This is a genomic window from Janthinobacterium sp. 13, assembly GCF_002749695.1.
GTDB classification, from domain to species: Bacteria; Pseudomonadota; Gammaproteobacteria; order Burkholderiales; family Burkholderiaceae_D; genus Janthinobacterium; species Janthinobacterium kumbetense.
Map to the genome: position 1 here is coordinate 1,074,731 of NZ_PEEQ01000001.1, position 23,767 is coordinate 1,098,497.

At 64.5% G+C, this 23,767-nt stretch carries 19 protein-coding genes; 6 read left to right on the top strand and 13 right to left on the bottom strand.

What is annotated here, in order from left to right; all coding sequences use genetic code 11:
- Window positions 1-90: 90 nt before the first annotated feature.
- Both CLU94_RS04575 and CLU94_RS04580 read right to left on the bottom strand, forming a co-directional pair.
- Window positions 91-1,671, bottom strand: coding sequence for a glycerol-3-phosphate dehydrogenase/oxidase (locus CLU94_RS04575; RefSeq protein ID WP_099664770.1), 1,581 nt, complete (start codon window positions 1,669-1,671; stop codon window positions 91-93).
- Window positions 1,668-3,278, bottom strand: a complete 1,611-nt coding sequence (locus CLU94_RS04580) for an FAD-binding oxidoreductase (RefSeq protein WP_099668163.1) — start codon at window positions 3,276-3,278, stop codon at window positions 1,668-1,670. Before CLU94_RS04580 ends, CLU94_RS04575 begins: the two co-directional genes overlap by 4 nt.
- Window positions 3,279-3,404: 126 nt before the next feature.
- Here CLU94_RS04580 and CLU94_RS04585 point away from each other — a divergent pair, with 126 nt between their 5' ends.
- The 3 genes from CLU94_RS04585 (at window position 3,405) to CLU94_RS04595 (ending at window position 6,371) form a co-directional block, all read left to right on the top strand.
- Window positions 3,405-4,478: an AraC family transcriptional regulator gene (locus CLU94_RS04585; protein WP_099664771.1), complete on the top strand. Its 1,074-nt coding sequence runs from the start codon at window positions 3,405-3,407 to the stop codon at window positions 4,476-4,478.
- Window positions 4,479-4,570: 92 nt separating this feature from the next.
- Complete coding sequence (locus tag CLU94_RS04590; RefSeq protein ID WP_070257772.1) at window positions 4,571-5,353, top strand: 3-hydroxybutyrate dehydrogenase; 783 nt, start codon at window positions 4,571-4,573, stop codon at window positions 5,351-5,353.
- A gap of 169 nt (window positions 5,354-5,522) precedes the next feature.
- Window positions 5,523-6,371, top strand: coding sequence for a DUF2071 domain-containing protein (locus tag CLU94_RS04595; RefSeq protein WP_099664772.1), 849 nt, complete (start codon window positions 5,523-5,525; stop codon window positions 6,369-6,371).
- On the opposite strand, the gene CLU94_RS04600 is transcribed toward CLU94_RS04595, so the two are convergent.
- From CLU94_RS04600 to CLU94_RS04610, 3 genes are all read right to left on the bottom strand, one after another.
- Window positions 6,343-7,995 carry a methyl-accepting chemotaxis protein gene (locus CLU94_RS04600; RefSeq protein WP_099664773.1) on the bottom strand — a complete coding sequence of 551 codons (1,653 nt, stop codon included), beginning with the start codon at window positions 7,993-7,995 and terminating at the stop codon, window positions 6,343-6,345. The genes CLU94_RS04595 and CLU94_RS04600 overlap by 29 nt on opposite strands.
- A gap of 248 nt (window positions 7,996-8,243) precedes the next feature.
- Window positions 8,244-8,840, bottom strand: coding sequence for a hypothetical protein (locus CLU94_RS04605; protein ID WP_099664774.1), 597 nt, complete (start codon window positions 8,838-8,840; stop codon window positions 8,244-8,246).
- 61 nt (window positions 8,841-8,901) lie between these two features.
- Window positions 8,902-9,267, bottom strand: a complete 366-nt coding sequence (locus CLU94_RS04610) for a winged helix-turn-helix transcriptional regulator (protein WP_099664775.1) — start codon at window positions 9,265-9,267, stop codon at window positions 8,902-8,904.
- A 114-nt stretch (window positions 9,268-9,381) separates the two neighbouring features.
- Here CLU94_RS04610 and CLU94_RS04615 point away from each other — a divergent pair, with 114 nt between their 5' ends.
- Complete coding sequence (locus CLU94_RS04615; protein WP_099664776.1) at window positions 9,382-10,089, top strand: glutathione S-transferase family protein; 708 nt, start codon at window positions 9,382-9,384, stop codon at window positions 10,087-10,089.
- Between the two features lie 118 nt (window positions 10,090-10,207).
- A complete protein-coding gene (locus tag CLU94_RS04620; protein WP_099664777.1) occupies window positions 10,208-12,292 on the top strand; it encodes a S9 family peptidase in 2,085 nt (694 codons plus the stop codon).
- A gap of 126 nt (window positions 12,293-12,418) precedes the next feature.
- On the opposite strand, the gene CLU94_RS04625 is transcribed toward CLU94_RS04620, so the two are convergent.
- The 8 genes from CLU94_RS04625 to CLU94_RS04660 all read right to left on the bottom strand — a co-directional run bounded on the left by CLU94_RS04625 (window position 12,419) and on the right by CLU94_RS04660 (window position 22,121).
- Complete coding sequence (locus CLU94_RS04625) at window positions 12,419-14,473, bottom strand: esterase-like activity of phytase family protein (protein WP_099664778.1); 2,055 nt, start codon at window positions 14,471-14,473, stop codon at window positions 12,419-12,421.
- A 72-nt stretch (window positions 14,474-14,545) separates the two neighbouring features.
- Window positions 14,546-15,472 carry a helix-turn-helix domain-containing protein gene (locus CLU94_RS04630; RefSeq protein WP_099664779.1) on the bottom strand — a complete coding sequence of 309 codons (927 nt, stop codon included), beginning with the start codon at window positions 15,470-15,472 and terminating at the stop codon, window positions 14,546-14,548.
- Between the two features lie 55 nt (window positions 15,473-15,527).
- Window positions 15,528-16,445 carry a helix-turn-helix domain-containing protein gene (locus CLU94_RS04635; protein ID WP_099664780.1) on the bottom strand — a complete coding sequence of 306 codons (918 nt, stop codon included), beginning with the start codon at window positions 16,443-16,445 and terminating at the stop codon, window positions 15,528-15,530.
- Window positions 16,446-16,461: 16 nt separating this feature from the next.
- Complete coding sequence (locus CLU94_RS04640; RefSeq protein WP_099664781.1) at window positions 16,462-17,943, bottom strand: mannitol dehydrogenase family protein; 1,482 nt, start codon at window positions 17,941-17,943, stop codon at window positions 16,462-16,464.
- A complete protein-coding gene (locus tag CLU94_RS04645) occupies window positions 17,943-18,992 on the bottom strand; it encodes an ABC transporter ATP-binding protein (RefSeq protein WP_099664782.1) in 1,050 nt (349 codons plus the stop codon). The genes CLU94_RS04640 and CLU94_RS04645 overlap by 1 nt, the downstream gene beginning before the upstream one ends.
- A 23-nt stretch (window positions 18,993-19,015) precedes the next feature.
- Window positions 19,016-19,834: a carbohydrate ABC transporter permease gene (locus tag CLU94_RS04650; RefSeq protein WP_034777945.1), complete on the bottom strand. Its 819-nt coding sequence runs from the start codon at window positions 19,832-19,834 to the stop codon at window positions 19,016-19,018.
- Window positions 19,835-19,844: 10 nt separating this feature from the next.
- Window positions 19,845-20,705, bottom strand: a complete 861-nt coding sequence (locus tag CLU94_RS04655) for a carbohydrate ABC transporter permease (RefSeq protein WP_099664783.1) — start codon at window positions 20,703-20,705, stop codon at window positions 19,845-19,847.
- A gap of 111 nt (window positions 20,706-20,816) precedes the next feature.
- Window positions 20,817-22,121, bottom strand: coding sequence for an ABC transporter substrate-binding protein (locus tag CLU94_RS04660; protein ID WP_099664784.1), 1,305 nt, complete (start codon window positions 22,119-22,121; stop codon window positions 20,817-20,819).
- A gap of 310 nt (window positions 22,122-22,431) precedes the next feature.
- On the opposite strand from CLU94_RS04660, the gene CLU94_RS04665 reads away from it, so the two are divergent.
- Window positions 22,432-23,700 (top strand): maltoporin, encoded by a 1,269-nt coding sequence (locus CLU94_RS04665; RefSeq protein ID WP_099664785.1) that lies wholly within the window; start codon window positions 22,432-22,434, stop codon window positions 23,698-23,700.
- Window positions 23,701-23,767: the final 67 nt, after the last annotated feature.

Consider the following 23,767-nt stretch of genomic DNA (forward strand, 5'->3'; position numbering starts at 1 on the left):
GGCGTCGCCCAGCGCCAGGGGCTGGCCAAACAGGGTAGTTTCGATGATGCTCTCCTCTTTTATGTTTTTATCGCTGCTTTTATCATTGCGTCATTCGCCTTGCGGCACGCTGTAATGGCGGCGCCACAGGGCCAGGTAGCGCTGCTGCTCTTCCTCCCAGCGCACATCGTCCCAGCCCAGTTCCTGCTGGCAGATGGCGCGCAGGCGCGGCATGATAGCAAGCGCGCCGCCGGCCAGCTGCAAACCGAGGCGCGTGCGCCGCAGCAGCAGGTCGTCCAGGTGCTGCACGTCCTCGTTGCGCGCGCCCCAGCGCAGCTGCGCCCATAAAGTCTGCGTGCCGGGAACCGGCGCCAGTTCGCCCTCCTGCGCCGCATCGCACAGCGCCTGTGCGGCCGCGCCATGACGGCCCAGCAGGCGTGCGCGCTGCTCGCCATCGAGCGCCAACGCCTTGCCCGACAAGGACGGCGACGGGTCAAAGATCGGCAAGGGGCGCAAATCCGCCTGCCAGCCCGGCAGCAGCGGCGCGGCACGGCGCAATGCATCCAGGGCGATCACGCGAAACGTCGTCAATTTTCCGCCCGCCACCGTCAGCAAGCCGTTTTCCAGCCATAGCGCATGTTCGCGCGCTTCCTTCGACGGGTCAAGCTGGCCGCTGTCGATCACGGGGCGCACGCCGGCAAACGTGGCCAGCACATCGTCTTTGCCCAGCGCCAGCTGCGGAAACTGCCAGCGCAGCGCCGCCAGCAGATAATCGAGTTCGCCGCGCGTGATGGCCGGCTCCAGGTCCAGGCTGGCGCCGTGGTCGACATCGGTGGTGCCCACCAGGGTCACGCCCTCCCAGGGATACGCAAACACGGGGCGGCCATCGCGCGGGTGCATCAGGCTGACGGCTTGCGCCAGCGGCAGGCGCCAGGCCGGCAGCAGCAGATGGCTGCCGCGCAGGGGCCGCAGTTTCGGCTGTTCTCCCACCTGGCCGCGCAAGCCGTCGGCCCAGGCGCCCGTGGCGCTGATCACCAGGCGCGCGCGCACTGTGAGTGCCCTGCCATCGACCGCATCGTTCAAGGTGGCGCCGGCGACCTTGCCATCGTCACGCAGCAGCGAGTCCACGCCCAGGTAATTGACGGCCACGCCGCCATGGCGGCGCGCCTCCTGCAGCACGCGCAGCACCAGGCGCGCATCGTCCGTCTTGGCGTCCTGGTACAGCATGCCGCCCCGCAGGCCATCGCGGTTGACATGCGGCGCCAGCATGGCGAAATCCGCCGCATCGACATAGCGGCGCGCGCGCCGGCCCGCCATCACGTCATAGATGGCCAGGCCCAGCATGAACTGGCGCCGGCCCGGCTTCCGGCCCGTGTAATCGCCAAAGGCAAAGCCCTGCGGCTCGACCAGCCCCGCCGCATCCGTCAGCAACGCTTGCCGCTCATGCACCGATTCGCGCGTCAGCGCGAACTGTCCCTGCTTCAGGTAGCGCAAGCCGCCGTGCACCAGCTTCGAGGAGCGGCTCGACGTGCCCCAGGCGAAATCGCGCTGCTCCACCAGCAGCGCCGTCAAGCCGCGCCGCGCCGCTTCCAGCAGGATGCCGGCGCCCGTGATGCCGCCGCCGACGATCAAGATATCCCACTCGCGCGCCAGGACGTCAGGCAAATCCACCCTGCGCGGGGCCGCGTTCACAAGCCGCCTCCCGCTTCAGGCAGCAGTTTGCCGGGATTCATCATGCCCTGCGGGTCGAACTGGCGCAGCAGCGCGCGCATGGCGGCGATGCCCAGCTCTCCCTTTTCCGCCGCCAGCCACGGCGCGTGATCCGTGCCCACGCCATGCTGGTGGCTGATGGTGCCGCCATGGGCGACGATGGCGGCGCTGGCCGCGTCTTTCAAGGCACGCCAGCGCGCCATGTTTTCCTCGAACGTGGCGGCCAGCCGGTACACATATGTGGTGTAGACGCTGGCGCCCTGTGCGTACACGTGCGACAGATGCGTGTACGCGTGCACTTGCTCGCCATGCCGCGCCAGCGCTTTGGTGCCCGCCTGCTCCAGCGCCGCCATCATGGGCGCCACGCGCGGCCAGTCGACGGCCGTTTCCACCGTGTCGATGACATAGCCGTGCTCCCACGCGCCATTGCGCAGGTAGACGTTGCGAAAACGCCCCTGCTTCCATTTGTCGCCCATGTGCCGCCCCACGTGCACGCCCTTGTGCCGCCGCGCCAGCGCCAGGGCGCCGCGCAGGGCCGCGCGCGCCGGCCCGGTTTCGCCGCTGACGCCCAGCATCAGCATGCACTTGCCCTCGCCGCAGCCGCGCAGCGACAGATAGCGCTCCAGCAGTCCCACCAGCTTCTTGTGCCCGGCCAGGGTCAGCATGGTTCGCGTTTCCAGCGCATTCGACAGGCGCAGCATGCACAGGGGCAGCCGCGACTGGGCAAGCGCCCGCACGGCCGCTTGCGCCTGCCCCCAGTCGGCGAAAAACACGGCGTGGAACGCTTCATAAGGGGGCAGCGGCGAGACGCGCACCGTCGCCTGCGTCACGATGCCCAGCCGGCCCTCGGAGCCGAGCACCATTTCGCGCAGGTCGATGCCGGCCGCCGAAGCTGGAAAGGTGGGAATGCTCAAGGTACCGGCCGGCGTTTCCACTTCGCCGCCCGCGAACAATTGCTCGATGCGGCCATAGCGCAGCGATTGCTGGCCCGACGAGCGCGTGGCGATCCAGCCGCCCAAGGTCGAATACTCGAACGATTGCGGATAGTGGCCCAGGGTGTAGCCATGCGCGCGCAACTGCGCTTCCAGGTCGGGGCCATACACGCCCGCGCCGAACGTGGCCAGCTGCGCTTCGCGGTCCAGGTGGCCCAGCGCGCACAGGCGCGCGAGGCTGAGCGCCAGCACGGGGCGCGGCCCCGCCGCCACCGTCAAATGCCCGGCCACGCTAGTGCCGCCACCGTGGGGAATCACGGCCACGCAGGCCTGGCGCGCATACGCGAGCAGCTGGCGCACCTGCAGCGCGCTGTCGGGAAAGGCCACGCCATCAGGCACGGCGCCGATGCGGCCATGGCGTAATTTAAACCAGTCGGGCAGGCTTTGACCGAGCGCATGGCGCACGCGCGTGGCAGGCTGGGTGTCGATCAGCGGATGCGGCGCCAGGCGCGAAGCGGGCACTTGCGCGCAGGCGTCGTCGAAGGTGGCGTCGACGATGGCGCTGCCCGGCCCCAGGCGCTCGCCCAGGAAGGCCAGCGCGTCCTCGCTCAGCGCATACGTGATGCTCTCGTCTCCCCATCCATTCCAGCGTTGCATCGACATCCCCTGTGTTCGGCCAGTTGCGCGCCACGGCGGCTTGCTATACTGTTCTTGCCTGTTCAACAGCATATGCCGCCACAGGCCAAGGGTATTGGTTTTTCATGACAATCGCATTGTTCCATCATGACAAGCACTGAAGGCCGGGTCGCCGGCGCCTATCTGCAGCCGCTGCTGGAAGCGGCCGGCGCGCACGGCATCCCCGTTGCCGCCCTGGCGCAGGCGGCCGGCGTGGCGCCGTACAGCCTGGAAGCGTCCGCAGCCAGCCTGGCCGCGTGCGACTACGTGAGCCTGCTCGATGCGGGCGCGCAACTGGCGGGCGATGCGCATTTCGGCCTGCACGTGGGCCAGCGCGTGCGCATGGGCACCTACAGCGCCTACGGTTTGATATTGCTCAGTTGCAGCAACGTGGGCCAGGCACTGGAACAGACGGCCCGCTATGAACGGCTGGCGCACGACCTGGGCCGCTCGACCCTGCAGCGCGACGGCGCAGTCGCGCATTACCGCTGGGCAAGCAACTACCCGGGCGCCAGCCGGCACCTGGTCGACAGCGTCTTCGCCGGCATCCGCGTGTGCGGCGACTGGCTGGCGGGCATGCCGCTGCCGCCGGCCCGCCTGGCGTTCACGCACGATGGCGGCGGCGACCTGCTGCGCCACGCGGCGCACCGCGACGAATATGTGCGCGTGCTGGGCAGCCTGCCCGCCTTCAATGCCCCTGCCAACACGGCCACCTTCGATGCGCAATTGCTGGACTGGCCCGTGCCGAACGCCGACGTCAGCCTGTACCCCGTGCTGTGCCAGCATGCGGAACAACTGCTGGCGCAGCGCCAGGCTGAAAACGACACCGGCGGTGCCATCGACGCGCAAGTCCACGCGGCCATCGTCGCGGGCTTGCGCCACGGGTCGGCGCGGCTGGCCACCGTTGCCGCCGCCTTGGCCGTCACGCCGCGCACCCTGCAGCGCAAGCTGGCCGACGCGGGCACCAGCTTCCAGGCCCTGCTGGACCAGGCCCGATACGGGCTGGCGCGCGATTATCTGCGCGCGCCGGATTTGTCGCTGGTCGACATCGCCTTCCTGCTCGGCTACCAGGAGCAAAGCGCGTTCAATCATGCGTTCCGCACCTGGGCGGGCACCAATCCCGGCGCCTGGCGCTTGCAGGAAATGCAAGAGAGGCAACTTGACCGGCAGCAAGCCCCATAGGCGTGCGCGGGGCATGCGCGGCGCGTTTTCTGGCTATACTGGCATAGTCAGGTTTTCCACGATCACTCCAACCCGCAATGCAAAGGATTAATATGCAACTCAAAGACAAAGTCGCACTGATTACCGGCGCCGCCAGTGGTATCGGCAAGGAAATGGCTATTGAATACGCGAAACAAGGCGCCAAGGTCGTCATCGCCGACCTGGCCCTGGAAGCGGCCAGCAAGACGGCCGAGGAAATCAAGCAGTCGGGCGGCCAGGCGTTTGCCGTCGCCATGGATGTCTCCAGCGAAGAACAAGTGGACAAGGGCGTGGCCGATGCCGCCGCCCACTTCGGCGGCATCGATATCCTGATCAGCAATGCGGGCATCCAGATCATCAGCCCCGTCGTCGACTACCCGTTCGAGCAATGGAAAAAGATGCTGGCCATTCACATGGACGGCGCCTTCCTCACCACGCGCGCCTGCATGCGCGAAATGATCAAGGCGGGCCGCGGCGGCGCCATCATCTACATGGGTTCCGTGCACTCGCACGAAGGCTCGCCGTTCAAGAGCGCATACGTTGCCGCCAAGCACGGCTTGCTGGGCTTGGCCAAGGTGGTGGCCAAGGAAGGCGCCAAGGATGGCATCCGCGCCAACGTCATCTGCCCCGGCTTCGTGCGCACACCGCTGGTCGACAAGCAAATCCCCGAACAGGCGGCCCAGCTGAACATCAGCGAAGAAGACGTGATCAAGAAAGTCATGCTGAAAGACACCATCGACGGCGAATTCACCACCACGCAAGACGTGGCGCAAACGGCCGTCTTCCTGGCCGCCTTCCCGTCGAACGCCCTGAGCGGCCAGTCGATCGTTGTCAGCCACGGCTGGCACATGCAATAACAGTGACGCCCGCCCACATCGGCTGCGCGGCGCCCTGTGCGGCCTGCGATGCTCGCTGTGCTCCAGCACAGCTGCGCGTCTCGGCCACACATCGCTGCCGCTCGCGATGATGTGGACGGGTGCTTTTGCATCAGCGTATTCCCCCGGTATCTACCCCGAAAGTTCCCAATTGCAAGACAACACTTACCGCCACCCGCGCGCGGGCTGGCCGGGGCGCCTGTTTGCCGCGCTCGCCAATTCCACGCGCTTTGCCAACGCACGCCAGGCGATCATATCCCGCCTGCCCTTCCTGACCCTGCACAGCGACGTGCGCGACGTCGTCTACGTGAGCTGGCTGGTCGACGCCGCTGCCGCGCAGCAACTGCTGCCCCCCGGCGCGACCCTGTGGCAGCGCGACGGCAAGACGCCATTTACCGTGCTGACCTACCGTCACGGGCACTTCGGTCCGGCCCTGCTCGGCCCCTTGCGCCGGATGCTACCGTCTCCATTGCAAAGCAACTGGCGTGTATATCTGGACCACACGCCCGCGGGCGCGCCGGCAGTGCCCTGCGTGTACTTTCTGAAAAACATCATGGACAGCTTGCCGCATGCGCTGGGCACGCGGCTGTTCAGCGACATCCTGCCGACCCACCTGGCCGCCGGCATGACGCTGGAAGTCACGGCCACGCAAGCGCGCTGCAGCGTTACAAGCGGCGCCGGCAGCGCGCCATCGCTGGACGTGCAGGCGGACATCGTGACCGACCATGCCCTCGATGCCGGCTGGCAAGCGCTGTTCGGCAACTGGCGCGACGCCGTCGCCTTCCTCGCCTGCCAGGATGCGGCCATCGCGCACGTGCCGCGCAACGGCAAGCTGGTCTTCGGCGAAATCGACTTGCCCGTTGATCTGGATCAAGTACAAGCGCTGACGGCCTTGCGCGCCGACTGCGGCTTGCTGGCGCAATTGCAGCCCGTCTCCCAGCCGTTTGCCTTTCTCGTGCCCAAGGTTCCCTTCAAGGCGTTGTCAGAGCACCTGCTGTAGCACGCCGGCGCTCCCCCGTGCGCGGGGGCGTGGCGGAGCCTGCCTGGCCGCCGCGCCGCCGTTCCAGCTTGAACAAGGCCATCGCCTGCTCCAGCTGCAAGGTCTGGTCTTGCAGCGACGCCGAGGCGGCCGCCGATTCCTCCACCAGCGCCGCGTTCTGCTGCGTCACTTCATCCATCTGCGTGACGGCCATGTTGACCTGGCCGATGCCGTGGCTTTGCTCGCGCGAAGCGGAGGCGATCTCTTCCATGATGCCGTGCACGCCCTGAACGGCGCCCAGCATTTCGGCGCTGCTGGCGCCCGCCTGCTGCGCCAGCTTCGCGCCCGCCTGCACCTGCGCCAACGACGCCGTGATCAATTGCTTGATTTCCGTGGCCGCCGCCGCGCTGCGATGAGCCAGGCTGCGCACTTCGCCCGCCACGACGGCAAAGCCCCGCCCCTGGTCGCCGGCGCGCGCCGCTTCCACGGCCGCGTTCAGGGCCAGGATATTCGTCTGGAAGGCGATGCCTTCGATAATGCCCGTAATGTCGCCGATCTTCTTCGATGAAGCGTCAATATCGGCCATCATGCTCACCATCTGGCCGACGATCTCGCCGCCGCGCCCGGCCAGGCCGTGGACCTTGCCCGCCATGTCGCTGGCCTGCACGGCGTTGCCGCTGTTTTGCTGCACCGTGGCCGCCAGCTGCTCCATGCTCGACGCCGTCTGCTGCAGGGCCGACGCCTGCGCTTCCGTGCGGCCCGACAAGTCCATATTGCCGGCGGCGATTTCCTGGCTGGCCATGCTGATACGCAAGAAATTGCCGCGCACGTCGCCGACGATGGAATGCAAGTTTACGCGCAGCTGGCGCAGGGAGCGCAGCAGTTGCCCCATCTCGTCGCGCCGCGTGGTGTCGAGCTCGCCCGTCAAGTCGCCGCCCGCCATCACGTCGCAAGCCTGGCGCGCCTGCTGCAACGGTTGCAGCACGGCGCGGTGCAGGCTGTGCCAGAAATACAGGGTCGCGCCCAAGGCCGCCACGGACAAGCCCGTCAGCCAGCCGGCCGCGCCGGCCGGCAGCACGCCCGCATTCCACGCCAGTTGCAGCAGCAATACCAGGCTCAGCAAGCCCAGGTTCCAGCCGATGCGCTTGCCCAGCGGCAAGTCGCGCAGGCGCGCGAACCTGGCCAGCCAGCCAGTCCGCACGGCCGCGCCCTGGCTGATGACGATGCCGTCGGCCTGCCCCGCCTTGATGCGCGCGTACAGGGCCGTGGCCTGCGCCACCTGCTGGCGCGTGGGCTTGGTGCGCACGGACATGTAGCCGACGGCCACGCCGTCTTCCACCACCGGCGTCACGTTCGCCAGCACCCAGTAGTAATCGCCATTCTTGCAGCGGTTTTTCACCATGCCGCTCCACGAACGCCCCGAACGGATGGTGGCCCAGAAATCGGCGAACGCTTCGACCGGCATGTCGGGATGGCGCAGGATGTTCTGCGGCGCGCCGATCAATTCTTCCGCGCTGTAACCGCTGACGGCGATGAAATACGGGTTGGCATAGGTGATATTGCCTTGCAAGTCGGTAGTCGAGACGATGGTCTCGGTATCGCTCAGGTTGATTTCGGTATCGCTGACGGGAAGATTGAGTCGCATGGTCACATCCTCAAAGGTAGCCCGTGCAGGCACGGGGAAGCGGGCAAATGCAAGGCGGCAGGAAGCCGGCGGCAATCTGCACCGATACATTAATTTTAATATCTAATTATTAATTTAAATCGGCAATTTTCACTGGCGAAATTGCCTTGCGAATCTGCAAATATTGCAGGCGGCAGCGTGGCCGCAGGGTGATGGCGGGAACGGCGCCGGAACAGCGTGACTGTCCCGGCGGCAAACAACGCGGCGGCTTAGCGCGGCACGTAGCGCCAGCTGGCGTTTTCCAGCATGAAGGTCAGTTCCGTCTTGATGGCTTCCGGACGGCTCGGCACGCTCAATTCCGTATCGCAGACCAGATAGCCCGTCTTGCGCTTGACCTCGCACTCGTTGATGGCCTTGACCTGCATGGTGCTCTGCGCTTCCTGCATCTGCACATCCTTGGCCGCTTCCGGATTGCGCGCCACTTCTTCCTTGGCCCAGGCGCGTATCATCGCTTGCGCCTCGGCCGGCGACGGTCCCGCGAACTTGGCATCCTTGCGCTCGACGCCCACCCAGGTACCGTTCTCGTTGCGCAACGGCAGCACCATGAAAGCATCGCGCATGCCCCCGCTCATGGCGACCAGGCACACCACTTCGCCCGGCACTTCCTGCGAATCCTGGCAGCCGGTCAAGCTGGTGACCTTGACGGCGATCGGTACCGTCACAGTCGATTGCATTTTGGCCCGGGTCTTGGCCACGCCCACCTGCACGGCGGCGTGGATTTGTTCGAGCGTCGGCATGGTGGCCGCCTGGGCCGGCAAGGCGGCAAACAGGGCGGCGGCGGTCAGGGCGAGGGAAGTCAGGCGCATGGGTATCGAGAGTAGTGAGCAAAGGCCGGCAGTCTAGCACTTTGCATAAAGACAGTTGTTTCTATTGAGAATGATCATCGCCATCGGGCGTGAGAAAGGCGCCACCCCCATCCGCCTGTCCGCGCAGGCGCAAGCCGATGGCGCGCAGCATCTCGACCAGCTCCCGCAAGCGCAAGCCCTCGTCCGTCAGCCGGTATTCCACCTTGACGGGCACTTCCGCGTAAATCGTGCGCGTCAGCAAGCCCGCCTCTTCCAGCGCGCGCAAGTCCAGGGTCAGCATGCGCTGCGAGATATTCGGCACGGCGCGGCGAATTTCGCTGAAGCGCTTCGGCCCCGCCATCAGATAGCTGAGCAGCACGATGCGCCAGCGCCCGCCCAGCAATCGCATGGCTTCCTCCACGGCGCAGCCGGAGACATTGTCTTTCATGGTTGGCTTCCAACTTGGTATAAAAAATGTACCTATACCACATTATTCTGCCTTCTTCCAAATAGTAACCATCGCGATTAGACTGCCCTTCTTTCCTCTCACCGGAGCTCCAGCATGGAAACTACCCTGATCTACAGCGTGCCGTTCGGCTGCTCGTTCGCCGCCATCGCCGCCCTCGAATGGAGCGGCCTGCCGTACCAACTTGCCCGCGTGGAAGCGCGCGACCCGGCCAGCAAGCAGCATCCCGCCTTTCTCGCCATCAATCCCTTGGGCCAGACGCCCGCCCTGCTCACGCACGCGGGCGCGCCGCTGCTGGAAAGCATGGCGATTCTGCTGCACCTTGCCGCCCGCGCACCCGCCAGCGGTCTGGGCTTTGCGCAGGACACGCCGCAATATGATCGCCTGAACAGCGTGCTGTCCTTTTTGCACACGACGTTCCACGCGGCCTTCATGCCCGCCTTCCAGGCGTCGCGCGCGCCGGAAACCGACGCGCGCGCGGCCATCTGGCGCGAGATGGCCGTCGAGAAGGTCAACAAAAGCCTGGCGCACCTGGAGCGCCTGCTCGCCGGCCGCACCTGGCTCGCTTCCGATACCGCCCCCACCATCGCCGACGCCTACCTGGCCGCCACGGCGCGCTGGGCCGAACCGCTGCAGCTGGCGCGCCTGGCAGACTATCCGGACACGGCGCGCGTGCTGGCGGCGCTGGGACAGGACCCCGGCATCCGCTTTGCCCATGCCATCGAGGACGGCTTGCCGGCCGCCAGCCAGGGCGGCTTCCTGGGCCACGTGGCGCTCGACCAACTGGCACTGCCGGCCGGCTAACCGGCGGTCAACTCCCGCAGCAGGCGCGTCTTTATTGCTATGATGTCGGGCTGCCGGCGGTACAGCCGGCCACGTCAATACCATATCGATAACGTCGTCATAAGAATCGGGAGTTTGAATGAGTTTACGTCTGCTGCTCTTGGGAGCATTCAGTGCCGCCATGGCCACCACCGCCGCCGTGCCGGCGCTGGCCGCGCCGCGCGGTTTCACCGTGGAAGACATGGTGGCCATGGAACGTGTGGGCAGCCCCGTGCTGTCGCCGGACGCCACGCGCGTCGTCTACACGGTGCGCACCACCAACCTGGACAAAAACCGCGGCAACACGCAGCTGTGGATGATCGACCTGCGCGCGCCGAACGCTGTACCGCGCCAGCTCACGCGCGGCGATGCCAGCGCCAGCGATCCGCAATGGTCGCCGAACGGCGACGCCATCTACTTCCTGTCCGGCCGCTCCGGCTCCTCGCAAGTGTGGCAGCTGCCCCTGAACGGCGGCGAAGCGGCCAAGGTCACCGACCTGGCGCTGGACGTCGACACCTACCGCCTGTCGCCGCAGGGCGACCGCCTGGCCTTCAGCATGGGCGTCTTCCTCGATTGCGCGGACCTCGCCTGCACCAAGAAGCGCCTCGATGACAAAGCGAAAAACAAGGCCAGCGGCATGGTCTACGACCAGATGTTCGTGCGCCACTGGGATACCTGGGCCGATGGCCGCCGCAACGCGCTGTACTCGGCGCCCATCGACGCCACGGGCAAGGTCAGCGCCGCGCCCGTGAGCCTGAGCGGCACCCTCGACGGCGACGCGCCCTCGAAGCCGTTCGGCGACAATGGCGAATACCACTTCAGCCCGGACGGCAAGACGGTGGCCTTCTCCGTGCGCGTGGCCGGCCGCACGGAATCGTGGTCGACCAACTTCGATGTCTACACGATTCCTGCTATCGGCGGCCAGGCGCCGCGCAATCTCACGGCCGACAATCCGGCCTGGGATGCGAAAGCCACCTGGTCGCCCGATGGCCGCACCCTGGCCTATGTCGCCATGACCAAGCCTGGCTTCGAAGCGGACCGTTTTCATCTGGTGCTGATGGATGTCGCCACCGGCAAGAAGCGCACCCTGGCCGATGACTGGGACCGTTCCGTGGCCGACTTCCGCTGGACGCCGGACAGCAAGGCTTTCCTCGTCGCCGCCGATGACGTGGGCCAGCACCGCTTGTTCCACATCGACGCGGCCAGCGGCAAGGTCGCTGCGCTGACGGGCAAGGGCGCCGTGGGCGACTTCGACGTGCGCGGCAATACCATCGTGCTGGCGCAAGCCAACCTGGCCTCGGGCGCGCAGCTGTACACGCGCAAGCTCGATGCAAAGTCGGAAAACGCGCCGATGGTGCAGCTGACGAAGCAGAATGCGGCGGCCCTGGCCGACGTGCGTTTCGGCGAATATGAACAGTTCTCGTTCGCGGGCGCGAATGGCGAAACCGTCTACGGCCACGTCATGAAGCCGTGGAATGCCAAGGCCGGCGAAAAGTATCCGGTCGCCTTTTTGGTGCACGGCGGCCCGCAAGGCAGCTTTGGCAACAGCTGGAGCTACCGCTGGAACCCGCAAGTGTATGCGGGCGCCGGCTACGCCACCGTCTTCATCGACTTCCACGGTTCCACCGGCTACGGCCAGAAATTCACGGATTCCATCAGCGGCGACTGGGGCGGCAAGCCGCTGGTCGACTTGCAGAAGGGCCTGGAAGCGGCCACCAAGAAGTTCCCGTGGCTGGATCGCGAGCGCAGCTGCGCGCTGGGCGCGTCCTACGGCGGCTACATGATGAACTGGATCGCCGGTAACTGGCCGGACGGCTTCAAATGTCTGGTCAACCACGACGGCGTGTTCGACAACCGAGGCATGGCTTACGCGACGGAAGAACTGTGGTTCACCGAGTGGGAAAACGGCGGCCCGTACTACGACGCGCCGGCCAAGCACGAGCAGTTCAACCCCGTCAACTTCGTGAAGAACTGGAAGACGCCGATGCTGGTGGTACAGGGCGACCTGGATTTCCGCATCCCTACCGCGCAAGGCCTGGGCACCTTCACGGCGCTGCAGCGCCAGGGCATCCCGAGCAAGCTGCTGGTCTTCCCGGACGAAAACCACTGGGTACTGAAACCAGCGAACTCGCTGCTGTGGCATCACACGGTGCTCGATTGGTTGAACACGTACACAAAGAAATAAGCCCCAGCGCAGGAGCTGGGGTCGGACCCTCAGGGTCCGACCCCGGTTTTTCGCCGTCATGGGTTAAAAAAAGCCGCCCGGCACACTACTTGTGCGGGGCGGCTTTTTTACGTCCATCAAACTACATCAATACGTATTGAGCGCCTTGGCGAACTTCACGATCCACAGCCGGCTTGGGCGTTCGCGGTCGTCGCCGCGCGCTACGCGGATGGTGTTGCCCGCGGTGCAGCCGACAGCGCTGCTGGTGACGATGGCGCCGTTGGCATCGACCGTGCACTTCGTGACGTCAGCGCCATCGACTTCCACGCCATTCGCGTCAAAGATCTTCGTCTTCAGGCCGAAGTCATTGTCGTTGGCCAGCGCGATGGTGGAGTCGTCGATCAGGGTCAGGCCTTCCGCCTTTTCCGCCGCCCAGCCGATGGCGTTCAAGTCCAGCAGCAGGGTTTTCTTCAGCGGCGTGACGGCGGCCCAGTCGGCGCCGTTGACGCCAGCGCCGCCCATGCTGCTCTTTTCCAGGTCGGACGTCGTCGCGTTGAAGGCGGCGGCGGAAATGTCCGTGGCGCCCTTCAATTCGACCAGCATCAGTTTATTGAAGACCTTGCCCGACGGCGCGGCGCCCTGCTCGATGACGAGGAATTTGCCGCCGCCCAGCGCCACCATGTCGCCCAGCTTGGCGTTGCCCGTGCGGCCATCCTGGTAGTCGGCCGCATTGAGCGGATACGCATACATCTTGCCGCTGGTGCCCGTCACCGGGTCGAATTCGATCCAGCGCGTGAAGCGGGCGAAGCGCTCCACCTGCTCCGCCTTCTTCGTCACCGAATACATGGCCGTGCCGTCGCTCAAGGGGCTTTGCAGGAAGGCGTACAGCTTGTCGTTGCTCGTGTCGAGGGTCATGCCTTCCATGCCGCGGTTCGCGCGGCGCTTGGCGAACAGCGCCGGCAAGCCCTTGCCCGGCTCGTACTTGGCCTGGATGACGCCCGTGGCCGCATCGATCTTGATGATGAACGGGCCGTATTCGTCCGATACCCACAGCGCATTGCGCTTCGCATCGACGACGATGGCTTCCGAATCGAGGCCGCCCGCATTGAAGACGGCCTTGCCGCTAGCATCAAACTTCATCGCATCCATGACGGGAATCTCGGCCGAATTGCCGACCGCGCCCACGGGCACGGGCAAGCCCGAGCTGTTGACGGCAGCCGACACCTTGATCGGCGTGCTCGACGCCAGCACGGCGCCGTTCTTGCCCACCGTGATCACGCCGAACGACGGGGTAAAACTGGGCGACGGGAAGATCTTGCTGCCGATGGTGCCCTTGCCCGAGGGATCGGGCACCAGCGGGCCGTCGCCGTTCGGGCCGCGGTCCGTCAAGCCATAGAATTCCAGGTCGCCGGCCGCATTCTTGCCCTTGTAGGCCAGGCCCGAGCCGTACGACGGCAGGAAGCCGTTCGGGAATTCGCCCTTGATCTTCGCGTTCGCACCTTCGTACGGCACGTAGAATTTATCGGCCGCCTGGATCTGGTAGCGCGTCACGGTCACTTTCACTTCGCCCACCGGATTGGCTTGCGTCAGCGCTTCGTTGACGGGTGCGCCCGCCTTCGAGGCCAGGGTGTCTTCGAAATGCTCGCGCACGAGGGCGCGGCGCTCCGCATCGACCGTGCGGCCGGCGAATTTTGTGCCCACCGTTGCCAGATGCGCGGCCAGGGCCGCGTTGAAAGCTGCCGGGGCGGCGGCGAAGTCCAGGGTCTTGCCGGCCAGCGCAGCCTTCACTTCGGCCGTCAGCCTGATGCCGTTCGACGGATCGCTGTCATCGTCCAGCAATTGCAGCGCCAGCAGGCGGTTGACGACCTTGTCGTCCGCCACGTTGGTGCTGGCGGCCAGCGCCAGCGGCGTGACGACGGCGCCGCACGGCGCCGAGCCCAGGGCCAGGCCGCCCACGCTGAAGGCCACCGTCTCGCCCGGATTGCAAACGAATTCGCCCTTGGCATTGGTGCTGGCCTTGGCCGCGCTGCCCGCCACGTAATCGAGTCCTTCCACCGCGCCGTCCAGGAACACGCCCGTCTGCGCCACGGGCTTGGAAGGCTCCGCCGGCGGATTGTCGCTGCCGCCGCACGCGGCCAGGGCCAGGCCGGCGGCGATGGCCAACAGGGTCAGTTTCGGGATCGGCGTTACGGCAGTATTCATGCATTCCTCGGCTAAGGTGGGTGGAGTAGCCGTGGAGCATAACTAATCAAAGTGACAAGGCAATGACAGCGGCTAGGCCTGTGGCATATCCGCCACGGGCCCGCCGATGCCGCCAAAACGGCCATCGGCCTGGCGCCGGAATTCCTTCGGCGTGACGCCCTTCACCTGCAGGAAGCGGCGGTTGAAATTGGCCACGTTCTGGAAACCCACGTCGTAGCAGACGTTCGACACATACTGGTCCGTATCCATCAGCAGCTGGCACGCCTTGTTGATGCGCAGCCGGCTGATGAAATCCGTAAAACTGTTGCCCGTCGCCTTGCGGAAGAAGCGCGAGAATTTACTCAGCGACATGCCCACCTGTTCGGCCAGCATTTCCGCCGAAATCGGCTCGCGGTAATTGTCCGTGATGTAGTTAAGGACGGAATTGACCTTGGCCAGGGTGGCATCGTCGTCGTACGAACGCAGGGAGGCGCTCGACAGCAAGCGGTAATTGGCCGTGCGCGCCAGTTTGCTCATCAGCTGCACGAATTCGGCGAAGCGCTCGGCGCCATGCGTGACGCGGATGCGCGCCAGGTGCCGCTCCGCTTCCGCGCCCATGTCGAAAAACTCCACGCCATAGCTGGAGCGCTCCAGCAGCGGCAACAGCTCGCGCAATTCGGGAATGACGCGCGCGGCGCCCGCCAGCGGCGCGTGGGCGAATTGCACGATCATGTCGCGCAGGGCCACGCCGCCTTCCGGCATCACGTTGGAAATCCAGTTGTGCGGCAGGCGCGGACCCGTCAGCACCAGGTGGCCGGGCGAAAACTCGCCGATATAGTCGCCCACGAACAATCTCCCGCTGGTGGCGACGATCAGGTGCAGCTCGTACTCTTCATGGCAGTGCCAGCGCACGCGCGAGCTGGGATAGCCGTGTTCCAGGTAATTGATGATGCCGTCATAGCTTTCGCGTTCCAGTTCGGGCGCCTTGCGCTCGCTGTCCTTCTGCCACAGGTGTTCCATGCTCGTCTCTCCCAGGCTGTCCCCGCCTGTGCCATCCAATGTACCTCAAAAAGCCTCACTCGCCAAAACGACCCAGCGCCTGCTGGCGAAACTCCTTCGGCGTCATGCCCTTCAATTCCAGGAAGCGCCGGTTGAAATTGGCCACGTTGTTGAATCCCGCCTCGTAGCAGATGTTGCTGACATAGCGTTCCGTTTCCATCAGCAGCTGGCACGCCTTGTTGATGCGCAGGCGGTTGACGAAGTCCGTGAAGCTGTTGCCCGTGGCGTGGCGAAAGAAGCGCGAAAACGTCCGCTCGGGCATGTCCACCTGCTCGGCCAGCTGCTTCAGCGAGAATTGGCTGCTGTAATTGTGCACGATGAAGTTGATGGCGGAGCTGATGCGCGCCAGGGCCACGTCGTCGTCGCTCGACTGCATCGGCACCGTCGACAGCAGCTGGTAGTCGCTGGTCTGCGCCAGTTCGCCCAGCAGGCTCAAAAATTCGATCAGGCGCGGCAAGCCGCTGCTGTCGCGGATGCGCTGGAAGCGCCGCAGCGACTGTTCGCTGACGCCGAAAAATTCGACGCCGTGCAGGGAGCGCTGCAGCAGCGGGAAAATATCCTTCAACTCGGGCATGGCGGCGGCCATCGACGCCAACGGCGCGTGCGAAAACTGGATCACCATGTCGCGCAAGGCCACGCCTTCGGGCGGCGTACCGAGCGAGACCCAGTTGTGCGGCACGCGCGGCCCCGTCAACACCAGGTGGCCGGGCGCGAACTGGCCGATGTAGTCGCCGACAAACACCTTGCCGCTGCTCTCGACGATCAGGTGCAGCTCATACTCGTCGTGGTAATGCCAGCGCACCAGCGAATTCGGAAAGCCGTGCTCCAGGTAGCGGATGAAGCCGAAACTGCCTTTCGGCTCGAAGCCGGGCGTGGCGTCGCGCTGCTGCTCCAGCTCCATCTGCGGTTGCGGATATTCGGCCTTGCGTTGCATGGCGCGCCCTCCCCCGTCAGGCGACGATCTGTTCCAGCGCCGCGCGCGCGCCCAGCCCATACAGGCCGGCCAGCGACTGCCCCACCGCCTGCGTGAAGGCCGGTGTGTCGCTCAGGTCGCCGAACAGCTCGCGCAAGGACAGCAGCGCCGCGGCGTCCGCGCCGCCCTGCAGCGCCAGCGCGCGCAGGCGCACCGCGTACGGATCGTTCAACGGCATCTCGCGTCCCTGCTCGTCGTGGCCTTCCAGGTAGCGGAACCAGCACGCCACGGTAAACGCCAGCAGCGTGATGGCGCCGCCCCGGGCCAGCGCTTCGCGCACGGACGGCAGCACGAATTTCGGGATGCGCGCCGAACCTTCCGTGCCGATGCGCGCCAGCTGGTCGCGCACGGCCGGATTCGAGAAGCGCTCGATCAGGGTGTCTTTGTAGCTGTCCAGGTCTATGCCTTCCACTTCGCCGAGCAAGGGCGTGACTTCGTCATCCATCATGCGCCGCACGAGCGCGCGGATGCCAGGGTCACCCATCGCTTCATGCGCAAACGTGTAACCGAGCTGCATGCCAATGTAGCACAGGGCCTGGTGGCTGGCATTGAGCAAGCGCAGCTTCATCTTTTCATACGGCAGCACGTCGTGCGTCATCTGCGCGCCCACCTGTTCCCAGGCCGGCCGGCCCTGCGGGAATTCGTCTTCGATGACCCACTGGCGGAACGGCTCGCACACGACGGGCCAGGCGTCGACGATGCCGAAGGTCTCGCGCACGAGCGCCCGGTGTTCGTCCGTGGTGGCCGGCGTGATGCGGTCGACCATGCTGTTGGGGAAGCTGCCGTGCGTGGCCAGCCAGCGCGCCAGCTCCACGTCGCGCAGGGCGACAAAGGCCAGCAGCATCTTGCGCGTCACGTCGCCATTGTTTTGCAGGTTATCGCAGGACATGATGGTAAACGGTGCCAGGCCACGCTGGTGGCGCAGGGCCAGCGCCGCGGCCAGGTAGCCGAACGAGCAGCGCGGCGCCTCGGGGTGCGCCAGTTCGTACGCAATGTCAGCATGACCTGCGTCAAACTCGCCCGTGCCCTGGTTCACGTAATAACCGCCTTCCGTGATGGTCAGCGCGACGATGCGCGTGCCAGGGTCGGCCAGCTTATCCAGCACGGCTTGCGGCTCGTCGGGCGCATACAGGTATTCGGCGATGCTGCCGACGATGCGCGCGCTATCGCCGGCCGCGCTGCGCTCGACCACCGTGTACAAGCCATCCTGCGCCTGCATGGCGTCGCGCATGGCCGCGTCATGCGCCAGCAAGCCCACGCCGCAATAGCCCCACTGCGCATGCTCCTGGCCTTGGAGCGCCAGCAAGTCGTCGAGGTACACGGCCTGGTGGGCGCGAAAAAAACCGCCCACGCCGATATGCACGATGCTGGGCACGAGCGCGCCGCACGCATACGCGGGCACGGCCACGTTCCCTGGCAGCGTTGCCAGGTTTGCCTGGTTCAAGGCGATGGCGTCCATTACAGCGCTCCTTTCGCTGCCGCGTAGGTCTTGCCGGCGCGGTCGAAATAATGCACGAAGCCCGGCTCGAACGTCAGGTGCGTCTGCTGGCCCGGCTGCAGGCTGCTGCGCTCCGCGCCGCGCGACACCACCTGCACATTGTTCGGCAGGCGCACATAGGTCAGGGTTTCCACGCCCAGCGATTCGACCAGGTCGACGGTGACGGGCACGCTGCCCGGCTGCGCCGCCCCCAGGTGCACGTGCTCGGGACGGATGCCGACAAAGCCGTCGGCCTGCGCCGCGCTGCCCGCCTGCGCCAGCAGCTGCGGCGCCGCGTCGGCCGGCACCACGTTCATGCTGGGCGTGCCGATGAATTGCGCGACGAAGCGGTTGGCCGGACGGTCGTACAGTTCCAGGGGCGAGCCATGCTGCTCGATCTGCCCGTCGCGCAGCACCACCACGCGGTCGGCCAGGGTCATCGCCTCGACCTGGTCGTGCGTGACGTAGATGGTGGTGGCGCCCAGCTCGCGGTGCAGCTTGGCGATCTCGATGCGCGTCTGCACGCGCAGGGCCGCATCGAGGTTCGACAGCGGTTCATCGAACAAGAACACTTTCGGGTCGCGCACGATGGCGCGGCCGATGGCCACGCGCTGGCGCTGGCCGCCCGACAATTCTTTGGGCGTGCGCTCCAGGTACTTCCCCAGGTCGAGGATGGCGGCCGCCTTGTCGACTTTTTCGCGGATGATGGCCGGATCGACGCCGGCCAGCTTCAGCGCGAACGACATGTTCTGGAACACCGTCATGTGCGGGTACAGCGCATACGACTGGAACACCATCGCCAGATCGCGCTTGGACGATGGCAGCGCCGTGATGTCACGCCCATCGAGCGACAGCTTGCCGCCGTCGATCGGTTCGAGGCCCGCGATCAGGCGCAGCAGGGTTGATTTACCGCAACCCGACGGTCCCACGAAGACGACGAACTCGCCCTGCCGGATCTCCAGGTCGATGCCCTTGATGGCGCGGTGCTCGCCAAAGAATTTCTCGATATTGCTCAGTTGAAGGTAAGCCATGATGTGTGTCTCTATTCTGTAGTTTATTTGACTGCGCCAAAGGTCATACCCTGGACCAACTGCTTCTGGCAGAACCAGCCCAGCGCCATGATGGGCGCGATGGCCATCAGGGAAGCGGCCGACAATTTCGCCCAGAACAAGCCTTCCGGGCTCGAATATGAAGCGATGAGCCAGGCCAGGGTGCCCGCGTTGGACGCGCCCAGGTTCAGCGACCAGAACGATTCATTCCACGACCACACCATGCACACGAGGGCCGTGGAAGCGATGCCGCCCACGGACAGGGGCAGCACGACGTGGCGGAATTCGTCCCACACGGTGGCGCCATCCATGCGCGACGCTTCCAGGATTTCGCGCGGCAACTCCTTCATGCTCGTGTACAGCAGCCAGATCATGATGGGCAAATTCATCAGCATGAACATGATGGTCAGGCCGATGCGCGTGTCGAGCAGGCCGAAGTACTGGTAGCAGATATAGATCGGCATCAAGGCGCCCACGCCGGGCATGTAACGTGAGCTGAGCATGAATTTCAGCAAACCGATGGTGCCGCCCGTGGGAAAGAAAGCCATCGAATACGCGGCCGGAATGGCAATCAGGAGGCCGATGGCCGTCGACAGCACGCTGGTAAACAGCGAGTTCCACGCATAGCCGAAGTAATTGTCGCGCGCCAGCACTTCGCGGAAGCTGTCGAGTGTCGGCGTGAAGAACAGCAGCGGCGGCGTGGAAATGGCTTGCCCTTCCGTCTTGAAGGCCATCAGGCCCAGCCAGAAGATGGGGAAGAACAGCAGCAGCGCGAACAGCCAGGCGGCAGCCGTGCGGCCATATAAGTTAAGTTTGCTATGCATCAAGGTCTCCTTATTTCGACAGATTCTTGCCGATGACGCGCATCAGGAAGAAGGCGGCGATGTTGGCGATGAGCACGGCGAACAGGGCGCCGGCCGAGGCCGCTCCCACGTCATAGGACAGCAGTGCCTGCTGGTAAATCATGAAAGTGATGGTGGTCGTGTCGAAGCCGGGACCGCCGCCCGTGGTGGTAAAAATTTCCGCAAAGATCGACAGCAAGAAGATCATTTCGATCATCAGCACCACCGAGACGGCGCGTCCCAGGTGGGGAATGTAGAGGTAGCGCAACTGCTGCAGATACGTGGCGCCATCCATGCGCGCCGCTTCCAGCTGTTCCCGGTCCATCGATTGCAGCGCCGTCATGAAGATCAGGCAGGCAAACGGCAGCCATTGCCACGAAACCATCATGATGATGGAAAACAGGGGGTGGGCCGACAGCCAGTCGACGGGCGTGGCGCCAAAGAACAGGCTGATCTGCGCGAACAGGCCGTAGATCGGGTTGAGCAGCATGTTCTTCCACATCAGGGCATTCACGGCCGGCATGACGAGAAACGGCGAAATCAAGAGCACGCGCACGACGGCGCGCCCCGGAAACGCTTCATTGATCAGCAAGCCCAGCGCCGTGCCCAGCACCACCGTGATCAGCATGACGGAAAACAGCAGGGTAAACGTGTTCTGCAAGGCCGGCAGGAACGAGGCATCCGTAAAGAAAAAGTGGAAATTGGCCAGGCCATGGAAAGGATGGCCGCTGGGATCGAGCATCGAATAACGCACGAACGCGTAATACAGGGTGATCAGCAGCGGGATCACGGAAATGACGGAGACGGCGACCACGGCCGGCGTCAGCAAAGTCCGGGGGATAATGCGTTTCATAGGATTTCTCTTGGGGCAAGAAGGAACAATCGCCGGCAAAAATCTGGGGTCAGACCCGTCGGGTCTGACCCCGGCTTTACGCTATTGGAGCAAGCAAACTATGCAGCAGGCTTACTTGTAGTACCCTCCTTTGCGCATCTCGCGTTCAGCCGTCTGCTGCGACAATTCCAGGGCCTGGTCCACCGTCACCTTGCCCAGCAACGCCGCCGCCATCTGCTGGCCGGCCGCCACGCCGATCACCTGGAATTCGGGGATCGACGCGAATTGCACGCCCACATATGGCGATGGCGGCAAGGTGCTTTGCACGGCGCGCGTGGTGGCCAGGGCCTTGCCTTCGGCGGCGGCAAATTTCGCCACTTTCTGGAACTCGGGGCTCGCATACGTCGACTTGCGCGTACCCGTCGGCACGTTGGCCCAGCTCGTTTCCTTGGCAACCAGTTTCACGTAGTCGGGCGAGGTGGCCCAGTTGATGAAGCGCTGCGCCTCATTCGGGTGCTTCGAGCTCGACGGGATGGCCAGCGACCAGATCCACAGCCAGTTGGCGCCCCGCTCCGTCACGCCCACGGGCGACTGGGCGAACGCCACCTTGTCGGCCACCTTGCTTTGCTTGGGGTCTGTGATGAAGGAAGCGGCGATGGTCGCGTCGATCCAGATGCCGCACTTGCCCTGGTTAAACAGCGCCAGGTTTTCATTGAAGCTGTTGGCGGCCGCGCCCGGCGGGCCGTATTTCTTCATCAGGTCGACATACATATTGACCGCGTCTTTCCACGGCTTGCTGGTAAATTGCGGCTTCCATTGCATATCGAACAACTGGCCGCCATAGGAATTGGCCATGGTGGTGATCAGCGCCATGTTGTCGCCCCAACCCGGCTTGCCGCGCAGGCAGATGCCGTACACGCCGTTGGCCGGATCGTGCAGCTTGGCCGCCACGTCGCGCAACTGGTTCCAGGAAGGACGGTCCTCGATCGTCACGCCGGCTTTTTTCACCAGGTCGCTGCGGTACATGATCATCGAGCTTTCGCCATAGAACGGCGACGCGTACAGCTTGCCGTCGCCGGAGAGGCCTTCGCGTATGGCGGGCAGCAAGTCGTCGATATCGTATTTGGCGTCCGGCTTGATGGGGATCAACCAGTTTTTCTTGCCCCAGATGGGCGTTTCATACAGGCCGATGGTCATCACGTCGAACTGGCCGCCCTTGGTGGCAATATCGGTGGTCATGCGCTGGCGCAAGACGCCCTCTTCCAGGGTCACCCATTTGAGCTTGATGTCGGGATTGGCTTGCTCGAAGAACTTGCTGAGCTTTTGCATTTCGATCATGTGGCCATTGTTGACGGTGGCGATGACGAGGTCGGTTGCGGCGAAGGCGGACGAACTGAGGAAGCCGGCGCACAGCGCGGCAATGGCGGAACGTTTCATTGTGTGTCTCCAGTGTTTTTTGTCGTTGGCAATGCTCAGGTACTTAGCACCACGACCACAATGTAGCACCAGACTTTGATACTTTCTGATACTCCAAAACCGCAATTCGATACTCCTTTGCAAGCCCACTATGCGCAAGAGTATCGACATTGGATAAAAACAACACTTTGAAAGAAAGTATCGTCACTTGTTCGTTTTGTATCAGGGTGGTTAAAAAAGCGCTGCTAGACTTGGTTTTCGGCATTAGACCGTGTGCGGTGACAGCCTTCCGGGGCGCCACCGCTACCACCTACATTTTTCTGGAGACCGCATGAACCGCACTGCCTTGAAAACCTTGCCTGCCCTGCTCCTCGCCATCGCCAGCGCTTCCGCCATGGCCGACCCGATGTACCCATCCGATTCCGAAGGCTTCCACGGCTACCTGCGCGCCGGCGCCGGCAGCAATACGTCGGGCGACGGGGGTTCGCAAGGCTGCTTCGGCCTGGGTGGCAATACCATGAAATACCGTCTGGGCAATGAGTGCGACGCCTACACGGAATTCGGCTACACCAAGTCCGTCGCCAAGTCCGGCGGCGTGAACTACCTGGCCACCATCTGGGTCAACGCCTACGCGCCAAACTCGGATTTCGGCGACAACAAGCTGGGCATCGTCAAGGCCTACGTCGAAGCGCAGGGACTCGATTTCCTGAACGGCGGCACGGCCTGGATCGGTAAACGCTTCTACTACCGTCCTGACATCCACATGCTGGACTTGCAATACATCAACATGAACGGCACGGGCGCCGGCCTGGACCGCATTCCTGCTGGCCCGGGTAAATTCTCGTATGCCTTCTTCAAGGACAACGACGTCAAGGTCGCGTTGCCGAACGGCGGCGTCAACACCAAATCGGCCGTGCGCCAGAACTTCATCTACGGCGAGATTCCCGTCAATGAAAACGGCACGCTGGACCTGGCCGCGACCTACATCATCGGCGAAGGCAAGGATGACGTCATCACTGGCAAGCGCAATAATGGCTGGCAGCTGTCGGCCTTCCACCGTCAAGGTAAAGTGTTTGGCGGCGGCAATACCTTCGGCGTGCAGTACGGCGTCGGTCCCGGCACGGGCAAGGGCGCGCAGTTCGGCGCTTCGGGCGACACCAATTTCGGTTCGGACGTGAAACGCACGCGTATCTTCAATGACATGGCGATCCAGCCGATGGCCAACTTCGGCATGGAATTCGTCGCCCTGTGGCAAAAAGACGAGTCGAACGCCAAGGGTTCCTCGACCTGGACCTCGGTTGGCGTGCGCCCCGTGTACGCATTCACCGACAACTTCAAGCTGGTGGGCGAACTGGGCACGGACCGCGTGACGCAAGCGGGCGGCCTGCCGGCCAAGCGCCTGAGCAAGCTGACCATCGCGCCGACGATCTCGGCCGGTCCTGGCCTGTGGTCGCGTCCAGAGCTGCGCGCTTTCGTGACCTACGGCAAATGGAACGATGCGGCCACCGCCTCGGTCAATGCGTCGAACAACGGCGGCCCGATCTACAACAACAATACCAGCGGCACCTCGTACGGCTTCCAGGTGGAAACGTGGTTCTAAGCCAGCTTAGCTAACGCCAGAAACTAAAAAGGGCGGAACCGCGGTTCCGCCCTTCTCTGTTTACACT